The sequence below is a fragment of the Natrinema sp. SYSU A 869 genome, assembly GCF_019879105.1.
Lineage (GTDB): Archaea > Halobacteriota > Halobacteria > Halobacteriales > Natrialbaceae > Natrinema.
In genome coordinates this window covers 3,195,469-3,212,025 of sequence record NZ_CP082249.1, presented here as the reverse complement: position 1 = coordinate 3,212,025, position 16,557 = coordinate 3,195,469, and the positions used below count along the sequence as shown (strand labels likewise).

The window sequence follows — 16,557 nt, the reverse complement described above, 5'->3', positions numbered from 1 at the left end:
CGGCGATGCGGGCCGGACCGCTTGCTGGCACGAAACTGATAGAGCGTGCCGTGGACGCCGCAGTATGGATCCAAGTACACAGCTGTACGAGCAGGATGCGACGGGCTGGCAGCGCGGCATGTACGAGGACGTCAAGACGACACTTCGCGCACCGATCGTCAACTGGTTCTTCCGGACGCTGACGGCCAACGAGCCCGTCTTCGCGCGGTACATGTGGGGGCAACTCAAACCGCTCTTCCAGACGCGCGCGTTCGGGGACTACACCGTCTCGTACCGAGACACCGTGCTCTCCGCGCTCGAGGACGGATCTCCGGACCTGCCGCGCTACCGGCGCGACGACCTCGACGTCCGACCGGCCGAGTGGCGCGAACTCCGGGGGCAGCTCGCGACGTTCGACATCGTCGCACCGCGACTCGCGCTCACGTTTGCGGTCTGTGACCGAGCGATGAACGACGGCCCGCTCGAGTCCGATCCGGACGACGCGGCGTCGATGGCACCGCTTCCGCCGTGGCTCGACCGCGACCGCGGTCGATCCGTGACGATGATCGACGACGACGGCGTTCCCAATGACCTCTCGGACGCTATCGACGGTATCCGAGAGTTTCACGGCCTCGAGGGCGGGCTACCGAGCATCTACCGCTGTCTCGCACAGTGGCCGGGGTATCTCGATCTGGCGTGGACTGACCTTGAGCCGATTCTCGAAAGTGCGGCGTTCGAACGCGGGTGTGACGACGCCGACGCGGTCGTCGACGCACACCTCGAGAAGCTTCCGTACGTGCCTCGGCTCTCGCCGACGGCGCTCGCGGATCAGGGGTTCGACAAGTCGACGGTTGAGGAGCTGCAAGAATTCGTTCGATCGTTCAACCGAGGTGCCATCGAAACGGTTCTCACGGCCATCTTCGTCTACGCGGCGACGCTCGACGCTGCCGGCGAGCGATCGCTCTAGGACGGCGCTCGAGCACCCTCAATCGATCACCGCCCGCACCTGGAGGTACTCGACGCGGATCGCGTTGTCCCCGAACCAGTCCTCGAGCGCCGCGACCGCGTCCCGGCGGAGCGCGGCCCGCGAGTCGTCATCGTCCATCCGCTGAAGGACGGGCGAGAGCGGGCCGGACTCCTCGGCGAACTCGCGCCAGAAGTGATGGGGCGTGGCGTACCGGAACTCGAGCAGCCGGCGCTGGAACGAGCAGTCGGTGACATCGGCGAACTGCTCGCGGACGAAGTCGGGGTCGCCCCACTGAAGATGCGACCACGGGTCGCTGGGTGAGTCAGCGACGTGGTCGGTCAGGACCTCGGTGAGGTCCCCGACGACGCCGTTGGGCGACCACGCGGTGAAACAGACCCGGCCACCGGGTTTGGTCACACGGCGGAGTTCCGCACCGGCGCGGGTCGAGTCCGGCGCGAACACGTGGCCGAAGTTCGAAAGGACGACGTCGAACGCATCGTCCGCAGCGGGGAGCGTCTCGGCGTCGCCGGTGACCCAACCGATATCGTCGTAGCCGGCGAGGGTCGCGTTCTCGCGGGCGAGCTCGAGCATGTCGTGGGCGAGGTCGAGGCCGACGACCGCTGCGCCCGCACTGCGGGCTGTCAGCGCAGCGTTGCCCGTCCCGCAGCCGACGTCGAGGACGCGGTTGCCCGGATCGATGCCCGCGACGTTGACCAGCCGCGCGATGGCGGGCAACATGTTCGGTGCCATCGCGGGATACCGGCCGGCCGACCAGACGTGTCTCGCCGATCGATCGTCGGGCTCGGTTGGATCATTCATACCACGGTATCGGCTCGCCACGGACAAAAATCGGCGGTCGCTGTGAGGCGAGGGAGAAGTGTTCGGAGCGTGTCGTGGTAGCGGCGAGCGGTTGCTTTTGTGGCGTAGCGCGCTAGTCTTTACCACGATGGAGACCGCACGAGAGCAGTTCGCTGTCGGCGGAATGAGCTGTTCGTTCTGTGCCGAGAGCATTCGGAAGGCGTACGACCGGACCGACGGCGTGGCGGACGTGGACGTGAGCCTCGCCCACGAGGGGGTCCTCGTCCAGTACGACGAGGTGACGGTAAGCGAGGTCGAGTTGAAGGATACCCTGCGGGACCTCGGCTATACGATCCGCGATCCGGACAAGCAAATGCGGTTCCGAGAACAACAGGCGGAACTCGAGTCGGGCAAACGTAGACTCGTCCTCACCGGCGGTGCGTCCGTCGTCGCTGCCGCGCTGATGCTCTGGATGATCGTCGTGCGGGGACGGTTCGAGTCGGGATCACTGTCGATGGACCTCGTAACACTGGGCCTCGCGCTGGGGACGATGTTCGTCCCGGGTCGCTACATCCTCGAGAAGGCCTACCACAGCCTTCGTCGCGGTATCTTCAACCAGCACGTCCTCCTCGAGGCTGGCGCGTTCGCCGGGTTGCTCGGTGGGCTCCTCGGTCTGACCGTCTTCCCCGATTTCCCGACCGTCCACTTCTTCGCCGTCGCCGTCTTCATCACGACCTACCACGTCCTCTCGGAGTACACCAGCCTGCTCGTTCGCACCCGCGCGTCGCAGGCGGTGCAGGACCTGCTCGATCTCAGGCCGGACACCGCTCGTCGCGTCGCGGACGACGGCACCGTCGAGGAGGTCGCAGTCGACGACCTCGAGGTGGGCGATCGCGTTCGGATCAAGCCCGGCGAAAGCATCCCCGTTGACGGCGTCGTCCTCGAAGGGGAGTCGGCCGTCGACGAGTCGGTGGCGACCGGCGAGTCGATCCCCGCGGAGAAGGGGCTGGGTGACGACGTGATCGGCGGGAGCGTCACCCAAACCGGGACGCTCCTCGTCGAGGTGACGGCGACCGGATCGGACGCGTTCCTGAATCGGGTCGCCCGCGAGGTCGAGGAGGCCCGCGCAATGAAACCCAGTATCGTACAGCTCGCCGACCGCGTCCTCCGGTACTTCGTTCCCGGTGTGCTCACCGTCGCCGCGCTCTCCTTTTGCTTCTGGCTCGTCGTTCCCGCCGTCTGGCCGGGCGGTCCGTTCGGTGCAGGGCCGAACGTACAGCGCGGCACGTTCGCCGCGCTCGCGGTCCTCGTGCTCGGCTACCCCTGTGCGCTCGGGATGGCGACCCCGCTGGCGCTCATCCGCGGCGGCGGCGCGGCGGCGAATCGAGGCATCCTGTTTCGATCGGGCGACGCATTCCAGCTCTTCCCCGACGTCGATCGCGTCGTCCTCGACAAGACCGGTACGATCACGGTCGGCGAGCCCGCAGTCGCCGAGATCGTGTCACTCACAGACGGGAGCAACAAGGAAGGTGTCCTCGCCACAGCCGCGAGCGCGGAAGCGTTCAGCGAACACCCGCTCGCCGACGCCGTCCTCGAGCGCGCAGACCACTGCGGAGTGACGTACGAGGATCCGGACACCTTCGACTCCGCGACCGGCAAGGGGGTCCGCGCCTCGGTCGACGGCGAGGAGGTTCTGATCGGGAAACCGGATTGGCTCGATGTCGAGGGCGTCGGCGTTTCGGGAGCTAGTGACGAAATCGAGCGCCTCCAGCATCGCGGACTCACGGTGTCCGGCGTCGCACGCGACGGAGTGCTGATCGGCCTCGTCGGTATCGGTGACGAGATCAAGGACGACGCCGGCGCGACCGTTCGGCGGCTGTTCGCGGCGGACGTCACGCCCGTGATGATTACCGGTGACGGCGAACGGACGGCCGAAGCGGTCGCCGAAGACGTCGGTATCAACCGCGTGATGGCTGACGTCCTCCCCGGCGAGAAGCGCGACGAGGTCGGTCGCCTGCAAGCGGCGGGCCACCGTGTGGCGATGGTCGGCGATGGCATCAACGACGCGCCGGCGCTCACGCAGGCAGATATCGGCATCGCGATCGGTGCCGGGACGGACATCGCGATCGAATCCGCCGATGTCGTCCTTATGGGCGAGCGGTTGGGCGGAGTAATAGATGCCTATGAGATCGGGCTGGAGAGTTACCGGAAAACGAAACAGAACCTGGTCGCCGCGTTCGCGTTCAACGGCGTCGGCGTCGCCGCAGCCACGACGGGACTCGTCCATCCGGTGGTCGCGATGATCGCGATGGTCCTATCGGTCACCGCCGTCCTCGCCAACAGTTTCGCCGGTCAGTTGCTCTCGGGTGCGGACCTCGACGCGGACGGTTCCGTTCGGGACGACCGATCGGCGGAGATATCGACTGACGAGCCTTCAGCAACGGAAGCGACGGTACCGGCGAGGAACCTCGAGAAGTGATCGGCGTCGTTACGCGGTTCCGGGGACTTCGTAGCCGGCCTCCCGAATGGCCGCGTGGAGGTCGTCCTCCGTGATGCCCTCGTCGACGACGACCTCGACGCGCTCGTTCTCGTGATCGGCCTCGACTCGAGAGACCTCCTCGAGGGTCGTCAGAGCGCTTTCGATGGTGCGTTCGCAGCCATCACAGGACATGCCGCTGACGGAGATTGTCTGTCGTTCCATATCGGAGGGTTGCCGCTCGAACCAAAAGACGATTCTGCCGACGACGACCGCGAGCGGTGCCCTCGTGTTCATGTGGGAGTCCCCGGACAACATTTTGGGAACCGCGGCCGTCTCTCGTCCCATGGCGCACACAGCAGTGATCGCCGGCGTCGGTCCCGGTCTCGGAGAATCGCTTGCCCGGAAATTCGTCGACGAAGGCTGTCAGGTAGGACTGTTCGCTCGGTCGACGGACTACCTCGAGGAACTGAAATCCGATCTGGGCGACGATGCACTCGCTGTCCCGACGGATATCACGGATCCCGAGGCAGTCGAGGCGGGCTTCCGGGCGGTTCGCGACGCGTTCGGCCCCGCGGATATCCTCGTCAATCACGCCAGTGGCGGTTCCTGGACGGGACTGCAGGGGATTTCACCGGACCAGTTCGAACGGGCGTGGCGGACATCGGCTTACGGGTCCCTGCTGTGTTCACAGGAGGCCGTCGACGATATGCTCGACGACGATGGCGGAACGATCATCTTTACTGGCGCAACGTCGGCGGTCCGCGGCCGCGGCGGTGCACTCGGATTCAGCGCGGCCAAGTTCGCGGTTCGCGGGATGGCCGAGTCGATGGCCCGCGAACTCGGTCCCGACGGTATTCACGTCGCCCACGTCGTGATCGACGGCCAGATCGAAACCCCGGAGGTCCGGGAATTACAGCCCGACCGCGACGAGGACGACTACCTCGACCCAGACGCGATCGCCGACTCATACTGGCACCTCGTCACCCAGGACCGGTCGGCATGGACACTCGAGTTAGACGTTCGACCCCATGTCGAGGAGTTCTGACCCGAAATCGAAGTCAACTCTCGTCGAGCGTTGCCGGACCACCGACAGGAGCGACTGTCCTGTAGACGAGCGCTTATTTCCCACGGGGCCGATGGATCGGTATGACACGCGTCGCGTTGATCGCCCACGACGAGAAGAAGCCGGATCTCATCGAGTTCGCACAGGCCCACGAGGACCAATTGCGAGCGTACGACCTGATTGCGACCGGCACGACCGGAAAACGGCTGATAGACGAGACCAGCCTCGATATCGAGCGCAAGGAGTCGGGACCGCTCGGCGGCGACCTGATGATCGGTTCGGAGGTCGCGGAAGAGAAACTCAATGGTGTGGTCTTCCTCCGAGATCCGTTGCGAGCCCAGCCCCACGAGCCCGACATCTCGGCGCTGCTACGGATCTGTGACGTCCACGATACGGCGCTCGCGACGAACCTCGCTTCCGCGGAGTTTCTCATCGAGGGGCTGGCAGAGTAGACTGCTGCCCGTCAGCGAGATGAGTCTCGACGAACGGGGACGGGACGGAATCCCGCAGCCGGCTGACGACTGAGCGGATGCGGCAGGCCACTCGGAAGGGATAGCTTCAACCGGCTCGAGCACCCTGACACACCTATGCCACAAGCGGTCGTCTTCGATCTCGATTACACGCTCGCCGTCCCCCGACGGGATCGAGCGACCATCCTCGAGGAGGCCACGACCGCAACGGGTGCGCCCTCGCTGACGCGCGAGTCGTACCTCGAAGCACACCGACGAAATCTCACTAGTGAAACGCGCGAGCCGATTTTCGCCGACCTGCTCAAAGACAGCGAAAGCGACGCCGACCCGGCTGCCGTCGCGACGGCCTACCGCGAGACGATTTCCGAGGACCTCGAGCCGCTACCGGGCGTCGAGGCCATGCTCGCCGGCCTGCATGGCAAGTATCGGGTCGGCCTGCTCACCAACGGCCCCGTCCGCGCCCAGCGGGACAAACTCGAGACGCTGGGCTGGACGGATGCCTTCGACGCCGCGCTCGTAACGGGCGAACTCGAGGCTGGCAAACCCGATCCGCGGGCGTTCGAGGCAATCGTCGGCGAACTCGGCGTTGACCCCGCCGATGCGGTCTATGTCGGCGACGAGATCGAAGCCGACGTTCGGGGCGCAACCGAGGCCGGACTGCGAGCGATTCAGGTGCTGCTCGAGGACGGACCCGGACCCGATCCCCGCGCCGTCGCCCACGTCGAGCAGACCGAGATCGCGGCTCTGCTTCCGGAGATCGTCGCGGATCTCGAGTGAAACGAACGCCCGTTGATAGCCGCCTCATCCGGAGCGGACAGTCTCTTCCTGCTACGCATCCTAGAGGCGAGGCTGACTCAGTCGTTCAATAATCCACGAGTGTCTCGAGAGGCGATGCAAAAGGGAAATCGTCTCTCACTTCCATTCAGACAAACACAATGTATATACTTTTGACATTAGAGAAATGATCAATAAATCATGCCTTCCAACGGCTTTCTCACTCCGTTTCGTCGAGATCTCTTGTTGGCGGTCGTTGCGCTTGTTTTTCTCGCCACTCCCGTCGGAGTCTCGGCAACGAACATTTCGGAGACGACGTACACGTACGAGCGCGCGGAAGTCATCGTTGACGACGAGGACGGGATCACGTATGCTGGCGACCCGCGGTTGAAGCTGTTTAACACACACCTGAGCGAGGATATCGGTTGTTCGGTCCCTCAGGATATCCGGTTGTGCGCGTTCGAGCGACAACTCGTCGCAAACGCCACGATCCCGACCGAGGTGTACACGAGTAATCCGTCTCTCCCGTCTCCCGCGTTTGACATAGGTATCGACCGATATCGGTACGTTCAGAGTAACGGGTCCGTCTACGAGCCGACCTATGCTGCGAATCGGACGGTTCAAAACGAGAACGGACTATATCGGGTCGATCTGACACTCGAGTCGGCCTCGGCGACGGACGCGCTCCGCGATGTCTCGATAGATGCCACGACCGAGAACGTCGATGCCCCGTCGGTCGTCGTCGAAGCCGCCAGACAAGGGACCGCTTCCGCGGACCACGAGGCTGAGATTCCACAGACACCGGTTCGCGTCGACGATGACACGTATTACCGCGTCTATCGGACCGATCGAAACGAGCCCGCACCGCTGGGTCCGTTCTACGGTATCGTTCTCTCGCTGTTCGGTCCGATAATCGGTCTCTCTCTCATCTATCGTCTCTCCCATCGTATCGAGATCTCGTACGTCGGTGAAGAAGGGCCGTAGACGCTGCTAGACCTTTGCTCGCCGGCTCGTACAGACCTCGAACGTGTCTATGCCGCGGTTCGCCAGTGACTCACAGTGAGCTAGCGCGTGCCACCGCACGTCGATTACCCACCCCGTACGTTCCGCGATTACGACTCAGTTTCCTCGAGCCGCTGGCTCACGGTCTGTAACACGTCCGTCGCTCGCTTGACCTCGGCTCCACTCTCGACAAAGACGAGCGTTTTCGGCGGCTGCGTCGCCTTCGGACGCACTCGGAGGCCGATGTCCGACGCCGTCTCGGCCGCTGCGTCCTGACCCGCCTCGAACTCGAGGTGGGCCCTGTCGTCGTGGATGAACGCGCGAGCGATCCGCTCGTCGCGGCGGGTGACGTCATAAGCGCGAGCGCCGTCGGCCGTCGGCTCGACGTCTCGATCGGCGTTAGTGACGGCAAAGCGTGCGAGTTCGCCGTCCTCACGGCCGTCGATTTCGCTCGAGAGAAGTTCAGCAATCCGGCGACCGTCGGTGATCCGGTCCTCGACCATACCCGTGGGTCGGGTCGGCGGGATTAGTCGTCTTCGGTGTCGAGCACGGCTGCCCGGGCGATCGGTGCAAGATCATCGACAGTGATCCCTTCGCGACGGGCATAGATCACTGCAGCGGCCTCGATCGTCAGCCCGAGTTCCTGTTGGACGGTATTGATCGCACCGACCGCCTCGTGTTTCTCCATGCCCTCGGCGACCAGCGAATCGAGGACGCGTTCGAATGCCGAGCGTTCTTGCAGGAGGTCCTCCTCGGGGACGAAATCTTCCGGGACCGTCACCTCGGCGGGGTCGAACGTGACCGCGAGACCGTCGTCGCCGCGCTCGAGGAGTCCCTCGCCCGTAGCGACATCGATCAGCCGCTTGGCCTGATCGGGGGAGAACCAGTCCCGATCGAGCGAGAGGGCGACGACGAACTCGTTTTCCTTGAGGCGACGGGTGCCGTTCTGGATGAACGGGGCGGCGACCGCGACGCGGAGACTCATCGGAGAGGATTTGCTCGAGCGGTGAGAAACGATGGCGGTTCCGACCGACCTGCGGCCGGGACGGTGCCATCCGGCGATCAGTCGGAGGCGCGACCGCCGCCGTTGCGATCGGCTCGGGACGGCGGCGGGAACTCGCCGGCGCTCGGCTCAGGGGTTTCGGGGAGGACACAGCGGTCGGGTTCGCGGTTGACATGACGGTACTGGTTCGGCGCGTTCGCGAGCGGATGGGCAGGATTCTGATCGCTATCGATCCGTGCGGCCCGTACCTCGTCGAACCCGCTGAGTCGGGCCCGAATCCCGCGCCAGTGATACTCCGTCGCGGTCGGGACGGAGACGGGACGCGGCGATTTTCCGTCCGGATGCTTCGTCGCGAGGATGGCGCTGTTGACGTTACTAGCGAGCGCGTCGTGGTCGATGAGGACGCCGACGGCGGCGTCTCGCGGCGCTCGCGCTGCGAGGACGTCGAGTCCAAGGTGGAGGGCTCGATACTCCGCAACATTGTTGTCCGGCGGCGTATCCGTGGTCGCGACGCGTGCGACGCGGGTGCCGTCGCGCGTTTCGATAACGGCACCCAGCCCGCCGCCCGTTCCCCGGAAGGACCCGTCGGTAGCGACGTAGAAGTCACGGTGATGGGTTCGAGGGGGGTGGGCGATGTGAGGCGTGGGCGACTCGTCGAACAGATCCCGCAGTGCGGACCGGCCGTGAGCGGCCATGGGAGTTTGTAGGCCGGTTACCTACTTAATCATGTCGTCCGTGATAACAAATGCCAATATAGTCCAGGGGAGCGGTCCGTACGACACAGTCTCATTCCAGAGTTATTCACTTGGAACGAACCGTCAAAGCAGCCAACTAAAACGACGTACATCCGTAAAGCAGGGTATATAGCGCCCGAATAAGCGGCGCAGTGAAATTGGGGACGCGGCCGAGCGTTCAGGACCCAATCTGTGTTGGCAGCAGGAGTAATACCACTGGGTACATTGAAAAAGTATGAATCAGACGAACGCCGACCGGATGGAAGCAGCCTGTTCCCTTCTCGCGGAGTCCGAACGGCGATTTCTGCTCTACCAGCTCGCGGATGATCGGACCGCGAACCTCGAGGATCTCATCAGGCAGGTCGCGGTCTGGGAGCTCGATGCCCACGCCAAAACGATCGACAAGGAGGTGAGACAGCGTATCTATGTCTCGCTCGTCCACAACCACCTGCCGCGACTCGAGGACTACGACATCATCGAGTACGACCTGCGGAGCGGCGATATCGTGCTCGCGGAGGGGTTCGACGACATCAAACCGCTACTCGAGCAGTTCAGACAGACCGAAGAGAAACCCGAGATTCGCGAACGACCCCCACTCTGAGCCGTTCGACTGATACGGACTCAGCTGCCAAATCCTTCCACTCCCCTCCCCCCTCCTTTTGACGAGCGAATCGGCAGCTTGCTCGACGCTGTAGTCATTTCGAACCGAAATGCATAGGATATCCCCATCGAGAGAGCTACCGTGAGCCGGTATCGAAACCTCGCGCTCTTCCTGGTGCTCGCAACGCTATGGGGATCCGCCTTCGTCGCGATCAGTGCCGGCCTCTCCTATATCCCGCCGGTTCTGTTTGCGGCACTGCGCTACGATATCGCCGGTCTCCTGATGCTCGGCTACGCGGTGTATGCCGTCGATAACTGGCTGCCCCGCGGCCAAGTCGAGTGGACACAGGTCGCCGTCGGTGCCGTCCTCTTAATCGCGGCCTACCACGCGTTTCTGTTTGTCGGACAGCAAAACACGACGGCCGCGGCGGCGGCGATCCTGGTGAGTCTCTCGCCCGTCCTGAGCACCGGGTTCGCGCGGCTGCTGGTCCCCTCGGACGCACTCTCGCCGGTCGGCATCGTCGGCATCGTCGTCGGCCTCGGAGGCGTCGCTGTCATTGTCCAGCCCGACCCGGCCAATCTTCTGGCTACCGACGCAGTGGCGAAGGGCCTCGTCTTCTGTGCCGCGGCGGCGTTCGCACTCGGTAGCGTCCTCACTCGTCGACTCGACGCCTCGCTCCCGATCGAGACGATGGAGGCCTGGTCGATGCTCGGCGGCGCGGTCGTCATGCACCTCGTGAGCCTCGCGATCGGCGAACCGCTCGAGCCGGCTGCATGGATCCGCCCTGAGGCGATCGGCGCGCTTGCCTACCTGTCGCTGGGCGCGAGCGCGATCGGTTTCCTCATCTATTTCGACCTGCTCGAGCGACTAGGTGCCGTCGAGATCAACATGGTCTCCTATGTCGCACCGATCGTCACCGCGGTCGTCGGCTGGCTCTATCTCCGCGAAGTCGTCAATACCGAGACGTTCGCCGGGTTCGGCCTCATCGCAATCGGTTTTCTCCTCGTCAAGCGGCGGGCGATCCGACGGGAATTCAGCCACGTCCAGTCGCGTGGCTCAAGCGAGTAATCTGCGCCGCTACCGGCGATGTGAGTGGCCGACGTAGAGCGCGAGGAGGTTGCCGATGAGCAAGCCAAGAAACAGAATGCCGTCGAGCGAGGACGAGAGTCCGGTCGCGAGCAGGGGGAGGTACAGAATCGGCATGGCGATCGCCACCCAGAACCCCGCGGCGCGGATCGGGGTCGCGAGCCCCGGTGCTGCGCGCTCGAGCGCGCCGTGATCGTCGTCGCGGTAGTCGTTCGGCGGATTCGAATCGGCGGACCGCTGATCGGAGAGGGAGGGAGGACTCACCATCGAACTCACTGAGAGTGGTTCCTTGACGGCGACGACGCAAATACCGGGTCCACCGTTTCGATAGATTACGGTGAATTCAGCGGAATCGGACGACTGAACAATCTATTTACTCCGGGAAAACAGTTGTTTGGCCCGCGAATCACGACAGTACCGATCGACGAATTCGAATCGGAGACCCGTTCTCAGCTTTAAATACGAAGGCCGGGCAACGCTCGCCATGAGCGACATCGACCGGATCGAACAGCGGTTGGCCGCCGTCGAACACGTAGTCGTCGACGGCGACGTCAAACTATAGTAACAACTGAAACTATTTACGCGCCGATCGCACAGCCGTCGTGCGATCAGGCGTGCAGTGATTTTCAGTGGCTACTATAGACGAACTCGCCGACATCGCGTCCGTCGCCGACGACCTCGAGGAATTCACCGCGCGGCTCGATGCACACGAGCGCCGCATCGCAGATCTCGAGGGGCGGGTCGACGCGCTCAGCGGGTTCATCGGTAGTGTCAAATCGGTCAACGACGACATCGAACGTCGCGCTGATGTCGCGGTCGCCGCCGTCGGTCGCCTCGAACACCGGCTCGATGAACTCGAGCAAGCCGTCGACGGAACCGACGTCGATGGGCTCGCTCTGACACCGCCCCGAGACGATGAGGGCACGGCTGACGACCGGACGGACGTGCCGGGGATGGACATGCCGGGGGCGAACGGGCCAGCCACCCGGACCGATCGCGAGTCGACCGGGCCGTCGGACGCGTCGATCACTGCGACCGAACCGACTAGCGGTCCGCCTCTCGTGGAACACACCGTCTCGGAAATCGTTTCCCCAACCACCGACGGGAACGGCGACCCCGGCGAGAGTCAGCCGAATCCGGTCGCTGACCGTCCACCGATCTGGACCGCGTCGATGGCTCCCGGTTCCGAGACCGAGTCATCGCAGGACGTACTCGAGCGTCGGCTCGCCGACTCAGCCGATTCCGGAGCAGTCGATTCCGACTCAGTTGATCGGGATCAATCGGCCGATGGCACTTCCTCGAGCGAGGCGGCAATGGCGACAGATGAGCCTCGCGAGTGGGCTCACGGCTCCGACGGCGACGATGGGTCGACCGAGGGCGTGTTGCAATCACTTCGCGCACGACTACCGTGATTCGGTACGTCGTCGCGGTCGTGCTCACGATTGCACTCATCGCGCTCGCTGTCCCGGCGATCGAGCGGGGGGCATCGATGAACAGCCAGCGGCAGGTCGAGACGAGTATCGCGGCGATCGACGATGCGGCGACGTCTCTCACCGAAACCGAGGAAACCCCGCCCGACGACCATCCTGCACCCCGGCGAGTCGTCGACGTGACGCTGCCGCAGCGCTCGCTCACGACCGAGTCCGTCGATCACTTCGAGATCACGCCTCGAGAGAGCTACAGTTCCGTTCGGTACGTCCTCGCGGACGGAACGACGCGGGAGGCGGCGATCGGGGAACGCATCGTCTGGAACGACCCCGCTGCCACCGAATCGGTCGAACTCGGTGGGGTCGGCACGACGCGACTGGCCCTGACCCTGCGATCCGACGTGAACGGTGACCCCGTCGTCGTTGCGAGCCGTGTGTGAGTTTAAATCGGATGCCGCTGCCAGCAACGGTATGTCACAGGACGGGACCGGACGCATTCGATCGGTCATCGACGATTTCGGCGGGCGTGACTACTTCGGTCGAGCCGGCCGTGGCGTCGGCCGCCTCTTCGATCGGACCGACGACTCAGCGTCGGCGTGTCGCTGTCGAACGTCCTTCGAGGGCAAGACTCTCGTCCTCGATGCGGCCGACTGCGACGGTGCTCTCGGTGCCGCAAGCGCCTGCCGGCGAACGGTGGTCGACACGCTCACCGACCGCGATGCGGAACGGATCGTCGTCCGCTCGAACGGGCTCGAGTATCGGTACGCCGACCCCGGCGTCGCTCTCCTCGGATCGGCCGGTCGATTCGTCGCACTGCTCGGCGATCGCGTCGGTCGCGTCGGACCCAGTCTTGTTGAGAACAACCGCTGCGACCGGTGTCTCGAGGTCGAGCGCGAGCTGTCTCGTGTGCAGTGCGTCGGCGAGTGCTGACTCGACCGGCGTCGACCGTCAACTGTGCGCTCTCGAGTTGCCGACCGACATCACGTGCCAGCCCGGCGGGGCAGTCGATGACGACGCGGCCGTACTCCCGCTCGATCCGCTCGATGACTCGCAGAAACGCTGTCAGGTCCGCCGCGCGGGCACCAGAGAGCGTCCGCCCGGACGGAAGAAAGCGGACCGGTCCGTGCTGGTTGATCGCCTCGAGTGGCTCGGCCTGGCCGGCCAGTACGTCATGCAGGGTCGGCCCGTGACCACGCGGGAGGTCCGGGGTCGCGAGGTCGCCGTCGATGACGACTGCGTCAAGTTCGTGTCCGAGATTTACGGCGATCGTCGATTTGCCGACGCCGCCTTTCCCACCACTGACGGCGACGATCATCGCTGCCGTCCGAGGATGTTGAGCGTCGGTCGCCAGTTGGGCAGTGACGCGAGTACGTCAGTCGTCGCCGCGGACTGGTCGCTCGAAACGCGGCGTGTCTCGGTCACTTCGAGCGGCGGATCCGCGGGGTCGGACGGTACTGACGGACTCGCGAAGCCGACGCCGCGACATTGTGTGGGCTTGACAACACCTTCCCAGCGCCCGTCAGTCCACTCGGGGGCCGGATGCTGTTCGCGGTCCGGGGACCAGAGTGGACCGTCGATGCGACTTTCGATACGGACGAGTTGAGGCGTCGTCAGGGCGTTCGCAACGGTCGCCGAAATTAGCGTTACGCCCTCGGTACGGTCCGTCTCCCAGTCAAGTTCGATCACGGCCGGTTTGGCCGCCCGATACCGTAAAAACGTCATCACTACCGGCGGGTCCGATGACCATGCGCTGTTCGACTACTCGTTTCGGTCGTCGACATCGGGCCCGCCGTCGGTTTCGATATCGAACGTACTGGAGAGGTCCTCGGCCGAAGACTCGAGCACTACGGTCTCCCCGGCGGTCATCGAGTCACCGATATCGACGGCGATGTCCGCAAGGTCGACTGCGGGCGGAAAGAGGAGGTCGACGCGGCTTCCGAAGGCGATGTGGCCGATACGGTCGCCGCGATCGATGTCGTCGCCACGTTCGGCGTAGGGATGGATGCGGCGGGCGAACGCGCCGGCGATCAGTGTTACTTCGGCGTCCGAGTCCGGTTCGTCGGGGTGTGCAGTCGGGGTCTCGTCCGCGGTCCTCGTCTCGCTGTCCGTTGCGACCGGTTCCCCGCCGTCGTCCGCGATCGTCGCTGCCTCGTCTCCGTCTGATGGGAGATTGGGAGACTCGGTCTCGAGGCGGACGTGGACGCGTTCGTTGCGGTCGGACTCCTTCGAGAATGCGGGTCGGTTCGCGCCGGAGACGTGTTCGACGTCGGTGACGCGGCCGGCGAAGGGGGCGCGGACGACGTGGACGTGCCAGACGTTCATGAAGACACCGAGCCGGACCCGGTTGCCCTCCTCGCGGAGGACGGAGACGTTTCCATCGGCCGGCGAGACGACGCCCGTCGGCGGCGGGGAGCGTTCGGGGTCGCGAAAGAAGGCGAGGGTGGCGGCGCCGACTGCGAGGGCGACGAGGCTCGCGGTGACGCTGATAATGATGGCAAACGGGGCAGCGAGCAGCGGAAGGATAGCATACTTCCAGGCCCCCGGCGCGAAGTTCATGGACGAATTGACGGGATCGAATCGTATGGCCGTTACGGATCGATCACTCGGACGGTCACTCGGAGCCGCTCGCGTATCGAACGATCCAGTGAGCGCGGAATACGGTTTGACGATGACCGCACTCAGTGGCAATCGCTCGCTAGGCGGCTGGAATGGGGATAGGCTGGACGTACTGTCGCGATAGAGAGGCCATACACCCGTAACAGACGTTCTGGAAGGCGATGGACGATAGGTAACGGGGTTCGATTCGACCGAACCGTCGTCACAGGGTGATCGTTTGTCACCGCGGAGCGTTCGTCCCTCTCTGCGTTTTCCCGTCGCTACATATTCGAAGATACCGTTGGTGGCCGAGAATAACAATGGGCCTCTTCGTGTCGCAAGCGGTCGCCAGCGATGAAACGACGAACATATCTCGGCGTTGCCGCGGCGGCCGTGCTCGCGGGCTGTTCGAGCACCGAAGAGGCAGAGGACGAGTCCCCGGAGAACGGGAGCAGCGAGGCCGGAACCGACGACGAAGCTGAGTCGGGCGACGGGGCGAGAGCCAACGCGTTCGACGACTTCGAGAACCTCGACGAGTGGGAAGAACGGATTGGTTCCCTCTCGGCGGATGCCGATCGATCGTATACCGGGTCCCAATCCGCGAGACTCGAGGCAGAGGACGGAGACGATCAGGTCAGAATTGTTCGGGAACTGTCCGAGCCCCGCGATCTCTCGGGGACCCGACCGGGGCTCGCGATGGCGACGGAGGAGGAGGCCGATGTCGTCGTCCAGGTGATCGACGAGGACGGCGACCGGCTCGAGTTCCGACAGCGAACGCACGCCGGAACGCCGCTCGTGCAGTGTAACTTCGGGATCAGCGATATCGACGGCGACCCGGATCTCAGTGCCGTGAGCGAAATCCAACTCCTCCGCTGGACGGGCGAGGATGACAAAGGGTCGGTGTGGGTCGACGACCTCCAATTCGTCGACGCGCCGGAGACCGGACAGGTCATGCTCCAGTTCGATGGCGGCTACGAATCGGACTATACGCGTGCACTGCCGATCCTCGAGGAATACGACTATCCCGCAGTATCGTTCATTATGACGGGTCGGATCCGCGATGACGACGGCGACGAGGGCGACCACCTCGTTCGCGATCAGCTGACGGCACTCGCCGACGCTGGGTGGACGATCGGGAGTCACTCGGCACACGGGGCCGACCTCACCAATCTCTCGGCGGATCGCGACCCCGAGACGGAAGTCGGCGACGCCGTGGAGTGGCTCGAGGACGAGGGTTCGAAGAGGGCGCACAGTACTTCTCGTACCCGTACGGTCGGTACGACGGGGACGTGCTCGAGGCCGTCACGACGCACCACGACCTCGCGTTCGCCGGTCGCTATCCGTCCCAGGGGGCCGCCACGAACCCGCACCTCTGCTCGCGGGTTACCGGTCTCGACGCCAACGAGGCGCGTTCGATACTCGAACTCACCGCCGAAATGGGCGGCGTCACGTCGCTTGCCTTCGGTGAACTCGATGACGACGCCGAGTCGGTACTCGAGGAGACGGTCGGTCATCTCGACGAGCTCGAATCGGCCGGCGAACTCGAGGTGATCCTTCCGGCGGACGTCGAAGACGCGGT

General features: G+C 64.4%; 19 protein-coding genes and 1 pseudogene. 11 read left to right on the top strand and 9 right to left on the bottom strand.

Translation table 11 applies throughout. The annotated features are described in order from the left end of the window. Nucleotides 1–64 precede the first annotated feature (64 nt). Complete coding sequence (locus K6I40_RS24035; RefSeq protein WP_222917489.1) at nucleotides 65–946, top strand: halocarboxylic acid dehydrogenase DehI family protein; 882 nt, start codon at nucleotides 65–67, stop codon at nucleotides 944–946. 18 nt (nucleotides 947–964) lie between these two features. On the opposite strand, the gene K6I40_RS24030 is transcribed toward K6I40_RS24035, so the two are convergent. Further along, entirely contained in the window at nucleotides 965–1,765 is an 801-nt protein-coding gene (locus K6I40_RS24030; RefSeq protein WP_222917487.1) for a methyltransferase domain-containing protein, read from the bottom strand. 127 nt (nucleotides 1,766–1,892) lie between these two features. Here K6I40_RS24030 and K6I40_RS24025 point away from each other — a divergent pair, with 127 nt between their 5' ends. Continuing rightward, the gene (locus K6I40_RS24025) at nucleotides 1,893–4,223 is read left to right on the top strand and encodes a cation-translocating P-type ATPase (RefSeq protein ID WP_222917485.1); all 2,331 of its coding nucleotides are present in this window, start codon (nucleotides 1,893–1,895) and stop codon (nucleotides 4,221–4,223) included. Nucleotides 4,224–4,232: 9 nt separating this feature from the next. On the opposite strand, the gene K6I40_RS24020 is transcribed toward K6I40_RS24025, so the two are convergent. Further along, nucleotides 4,233–4,445 carry a heavy metal-associated domain-containing protein gene (locus K6I40_RS24020; RefSeq protein WP_222917483.1) on the bottom strand — a complete coding sequence of 71 codons (213 nt, stop codon included), beginning with the start codon at nucleotides 4,443–4,445 and terminating at the stop codon, nucleotides 4,233–4,235. Nucleotides 4,446–4,566: 121 nt separating this feature from the next. Between K6I40_RS24020 and K6I40_RS24015 the strand changes: the two genes are divergently transcribed. The 4 genes from K6I40_RS24015 (at nucleotide 4,567) to K6I40_RS24000 (ending at nucleotide 7,514) form a co-directional block, all read left to right on the top strand. After that, nucleotides 4,567–5,268: an SDR family NAD(P)-dependent oxidoreductase gene (locus tag K6I40_RS24015; RefSeq protein ID WP_222917481.1), complete on the top strand. Its 702-nt coding sequence runs from the start codon at nucleotides 4,567–4,569 to the stop codon at nucleotides 5,266–5,268. A 101-nt stretch (nucleotides 5,269–5,369) separates the two neighbouring features. Beyond that, nucleotides 5,370–5,738 carry a methylglyoxal synthase gene (locus K6I40_RS24010; protein ID WP_222917479.1) on the top strand — a complete coding sequence of 123 codons (369 nt, stop codon included), beginning with the start codon at nucleotides 5,370–5,372 and terminating at the stop codon, nucleotides 5,736–5,738. A gap of 135 nt (nucleotides 5,739–5,873) precedes the next feature. After that, nucleotides 5,874–6,533, top strand: a complete 660-nt coding sequence (locus K6I40_RS24005) for an HAD family hydrolase (protein ID WP_222917477.1) — start codon at nucleotides 5,874–5,876, stop codon at nucleotides 6,531–6,533. A 198-nt stretch (nucleotides 6,534–6,731) separates the two neighbouring features. After that, nucleotides 6,732–7,514, top strand: a complete 783-nt coding sequence (locus K6I40_RS24000; protein ID WP_222917475.1) for a hypothetical protein — start codon at nucleotides 6,732–6,734, stop codon at nucleotides 7,512–7,514. Between the two features lie 128 nt (nucleotides 7,515–7,642). Here the strand turns inward: K6I40_RS24000 and K6I40_RS23995 are convergent, their stop codons facing one another. The 3 genes from K6I40_RS23995 to K6I40_RS23985 all read right to left on the bottom strand — a co-directional run bounded on the left by K6I40_RS23995 (nucleotide 7,643) and on the right by K6I40_RS23985 (nucleotide 9,230). Next, nucleotides 7,643–8,035: a hypothetical protein gene (locus K6I40_RS23995; protein WP_222917473.1), complete on the bottom strand. Its 393-nt coding sequence runs from the start codon at nucleotides 8,033–8,035 to the stop codon at nucleotides 7,643–7,645. 23 nt (nucleotides 8,036–8,058) lie between these two features. Next, nucleotides 8,059–8,517, bottom strand: coding sequence for a DUF2240 family protein (locus K6I40_RS23990; RefSeq protein WP_222917471.1), 459 nt, complete (start codon nucleotides 8,515–8,517; stop codon nucleotides 8,059–8,061). 77 nt (nucleotides 8,518–8,594) lie between these two features. Then, on the bottom strand, nucleotides 8,595–9,230 hold the full coding sequence (locus tag K6I40_RS23985) for a ribonuclease H (protein WP_222917469.1): 636 nt from the start codon (nucleotides 9,228–9,230) through the stop codon (nucleotides 8,595–8,597). 274 nt (nucleotides 9,231–9,504) lie between these two features. On the opposite strand from K6I40_RS23985, the gene K6I40_RS23980 reads away from it, so the two are divergent. Together K6I40_RS23980 and K6I40_RS23975 are read left to right on the top strand one after the other, a co-directional pair. Continuing rightward, a complete protein-coding gene (locus K6I40_RS23980) occupies nucleotides 9,505–9,870 on the top strand; it encodes a hypothetical protein (protein ID WP_222917461.1) in 366 nt (121 codons plus the stop codon). Nucleotides 9,871–10,011: 141 nt separating this feature from the next. Beyond that, nucleotides 10,012–10,938 (top strand): DMT family transporter, encoded by a 927-nt coding sequence (locus K6I40_RS23975; RefSeq protein WP_222917460.1) that lies wholly within the window; start codon nucleotides 10,012–10,014, stop codon nucleotides 10,936–10,938. A gap of 9 nt (nucleotides 10,939–10,947) precedes the next feature. On the opposite strand, the gene K6I40_RS23970 is transcribed toward K6I40_RS23975, so the two are convergent. Next, the gene (locus K6I40_RS23970) at nucleotides 10,948–11,223 is read right to left on the bottom strand and encodes a hypothetical protein (protein ID WP_222917458.1); all 276 of its coding nucleotides are present in this window, start codon (nucleotides 11,221–11,223) and stop codon (nucleotides 10,948–10,950) included. A gap of 362 nt (nucleotides 11,224–11,585) precedes the next feature. On the opposite strand from K6I40_RS23970, the gene K6I40_RS23965 reads away from it, so the two are divergent. Continuing rightward, nucleotides 11,586–12,368 carry a hypothetical protein gene (locus K6I40_RS23965; RefSeq protein ID WP_222917456.1) on the top strand — a complete coding sequence of 261 codons (783 nt, stop codon included), beginning with the start codon at nucleotides 11,586–11,588 and terminating at the stop codon, nucleotides 12,366–12,368. Then, the gene (locus K6I40_RS23960; RefSeq protein WP_222917454.1) at nucleotides 12,365–12,823 is read left to right on the top strand and encodes a hypothetical protein; all 459 of its coding nucleotides are present in this window, start codon (nucleotides 12,365–12,367) and stop codon (nucleotides 12,821–12,823) included. The genes K6I40_RS23965 and K6I40_RS23960 overlap by 4 nt, the downstream gene beginning before the upstream one ends. A gap of 145 nt (nucleotides 12,824–12,968) precedes the next feature. Here K6I40_RS23960 and K6I40_RS23955 read toward each other — a convergent pair. The 3 genes and pseudogenes from K6I40_RS23955 to K6I40_RS23945 all read right to left on the bottom strand — a co-directional run bounded on the left by K6I40_RS23955 (nucleotide 12,969) and on the right by K6I40_RS23945 (nucleotide 14,939). After that, nucleotides 12,969–13,698 (bottom strand): annotated as a pseudogene (locus K6I40_RS23955) (P-loop NTPase). Continuing rightward, nucleotides 13,695–14,069, bottom strand: a complete 375-nt coding sequence (locus tag K6I40_RS23950; protein ID WP_222917452.1) for a hypothetical protein — start codon at nucleotides 14,067–14,069, stop codon at nucleotides 13,695–13,697. The pseudogene K6I40_RS23955 and the gene K6I40_RS23950 overlap by 4 nt, the downstream one beginning before the upstream one ends. A 72-nt stretch (nucleotides 14,070–14,141) precedes the next feature. After that, the gene (locus K6I40_RS23945; protein WP_222917450.1) at nucleotides 14,142–14,939 is read right to left on the bottom strand and encodes a protein sorting system archaetidylserine decarboxylase; all 798 of its coding nucleotides are present in this window, start codon (nucleotides 14,937–14,939) and stop codon (nucleotides 14,142–14,144) included. A gap of 393 nt (nucleotides 14,940–15,332) precedes the next feature. Between K6I40_RS23945 and K6I40_RS23940 the strand changes: the two genes are divergently transcribed. Beyond that, on the top strand, nucleotides 15,333–16,529 hold the full coding sequence (locus K6I40_RS23940; RefSeq protein WP_255681847.1) for a polysaccharide deacetylase family protein: 1,197 nt from the start codon (nucleotides 15,333–15,335) through the stop codon (nucleotides 16,527–16,529). Nucleotides 16,530–16,557: the final 28 nt, after the last annotated feature.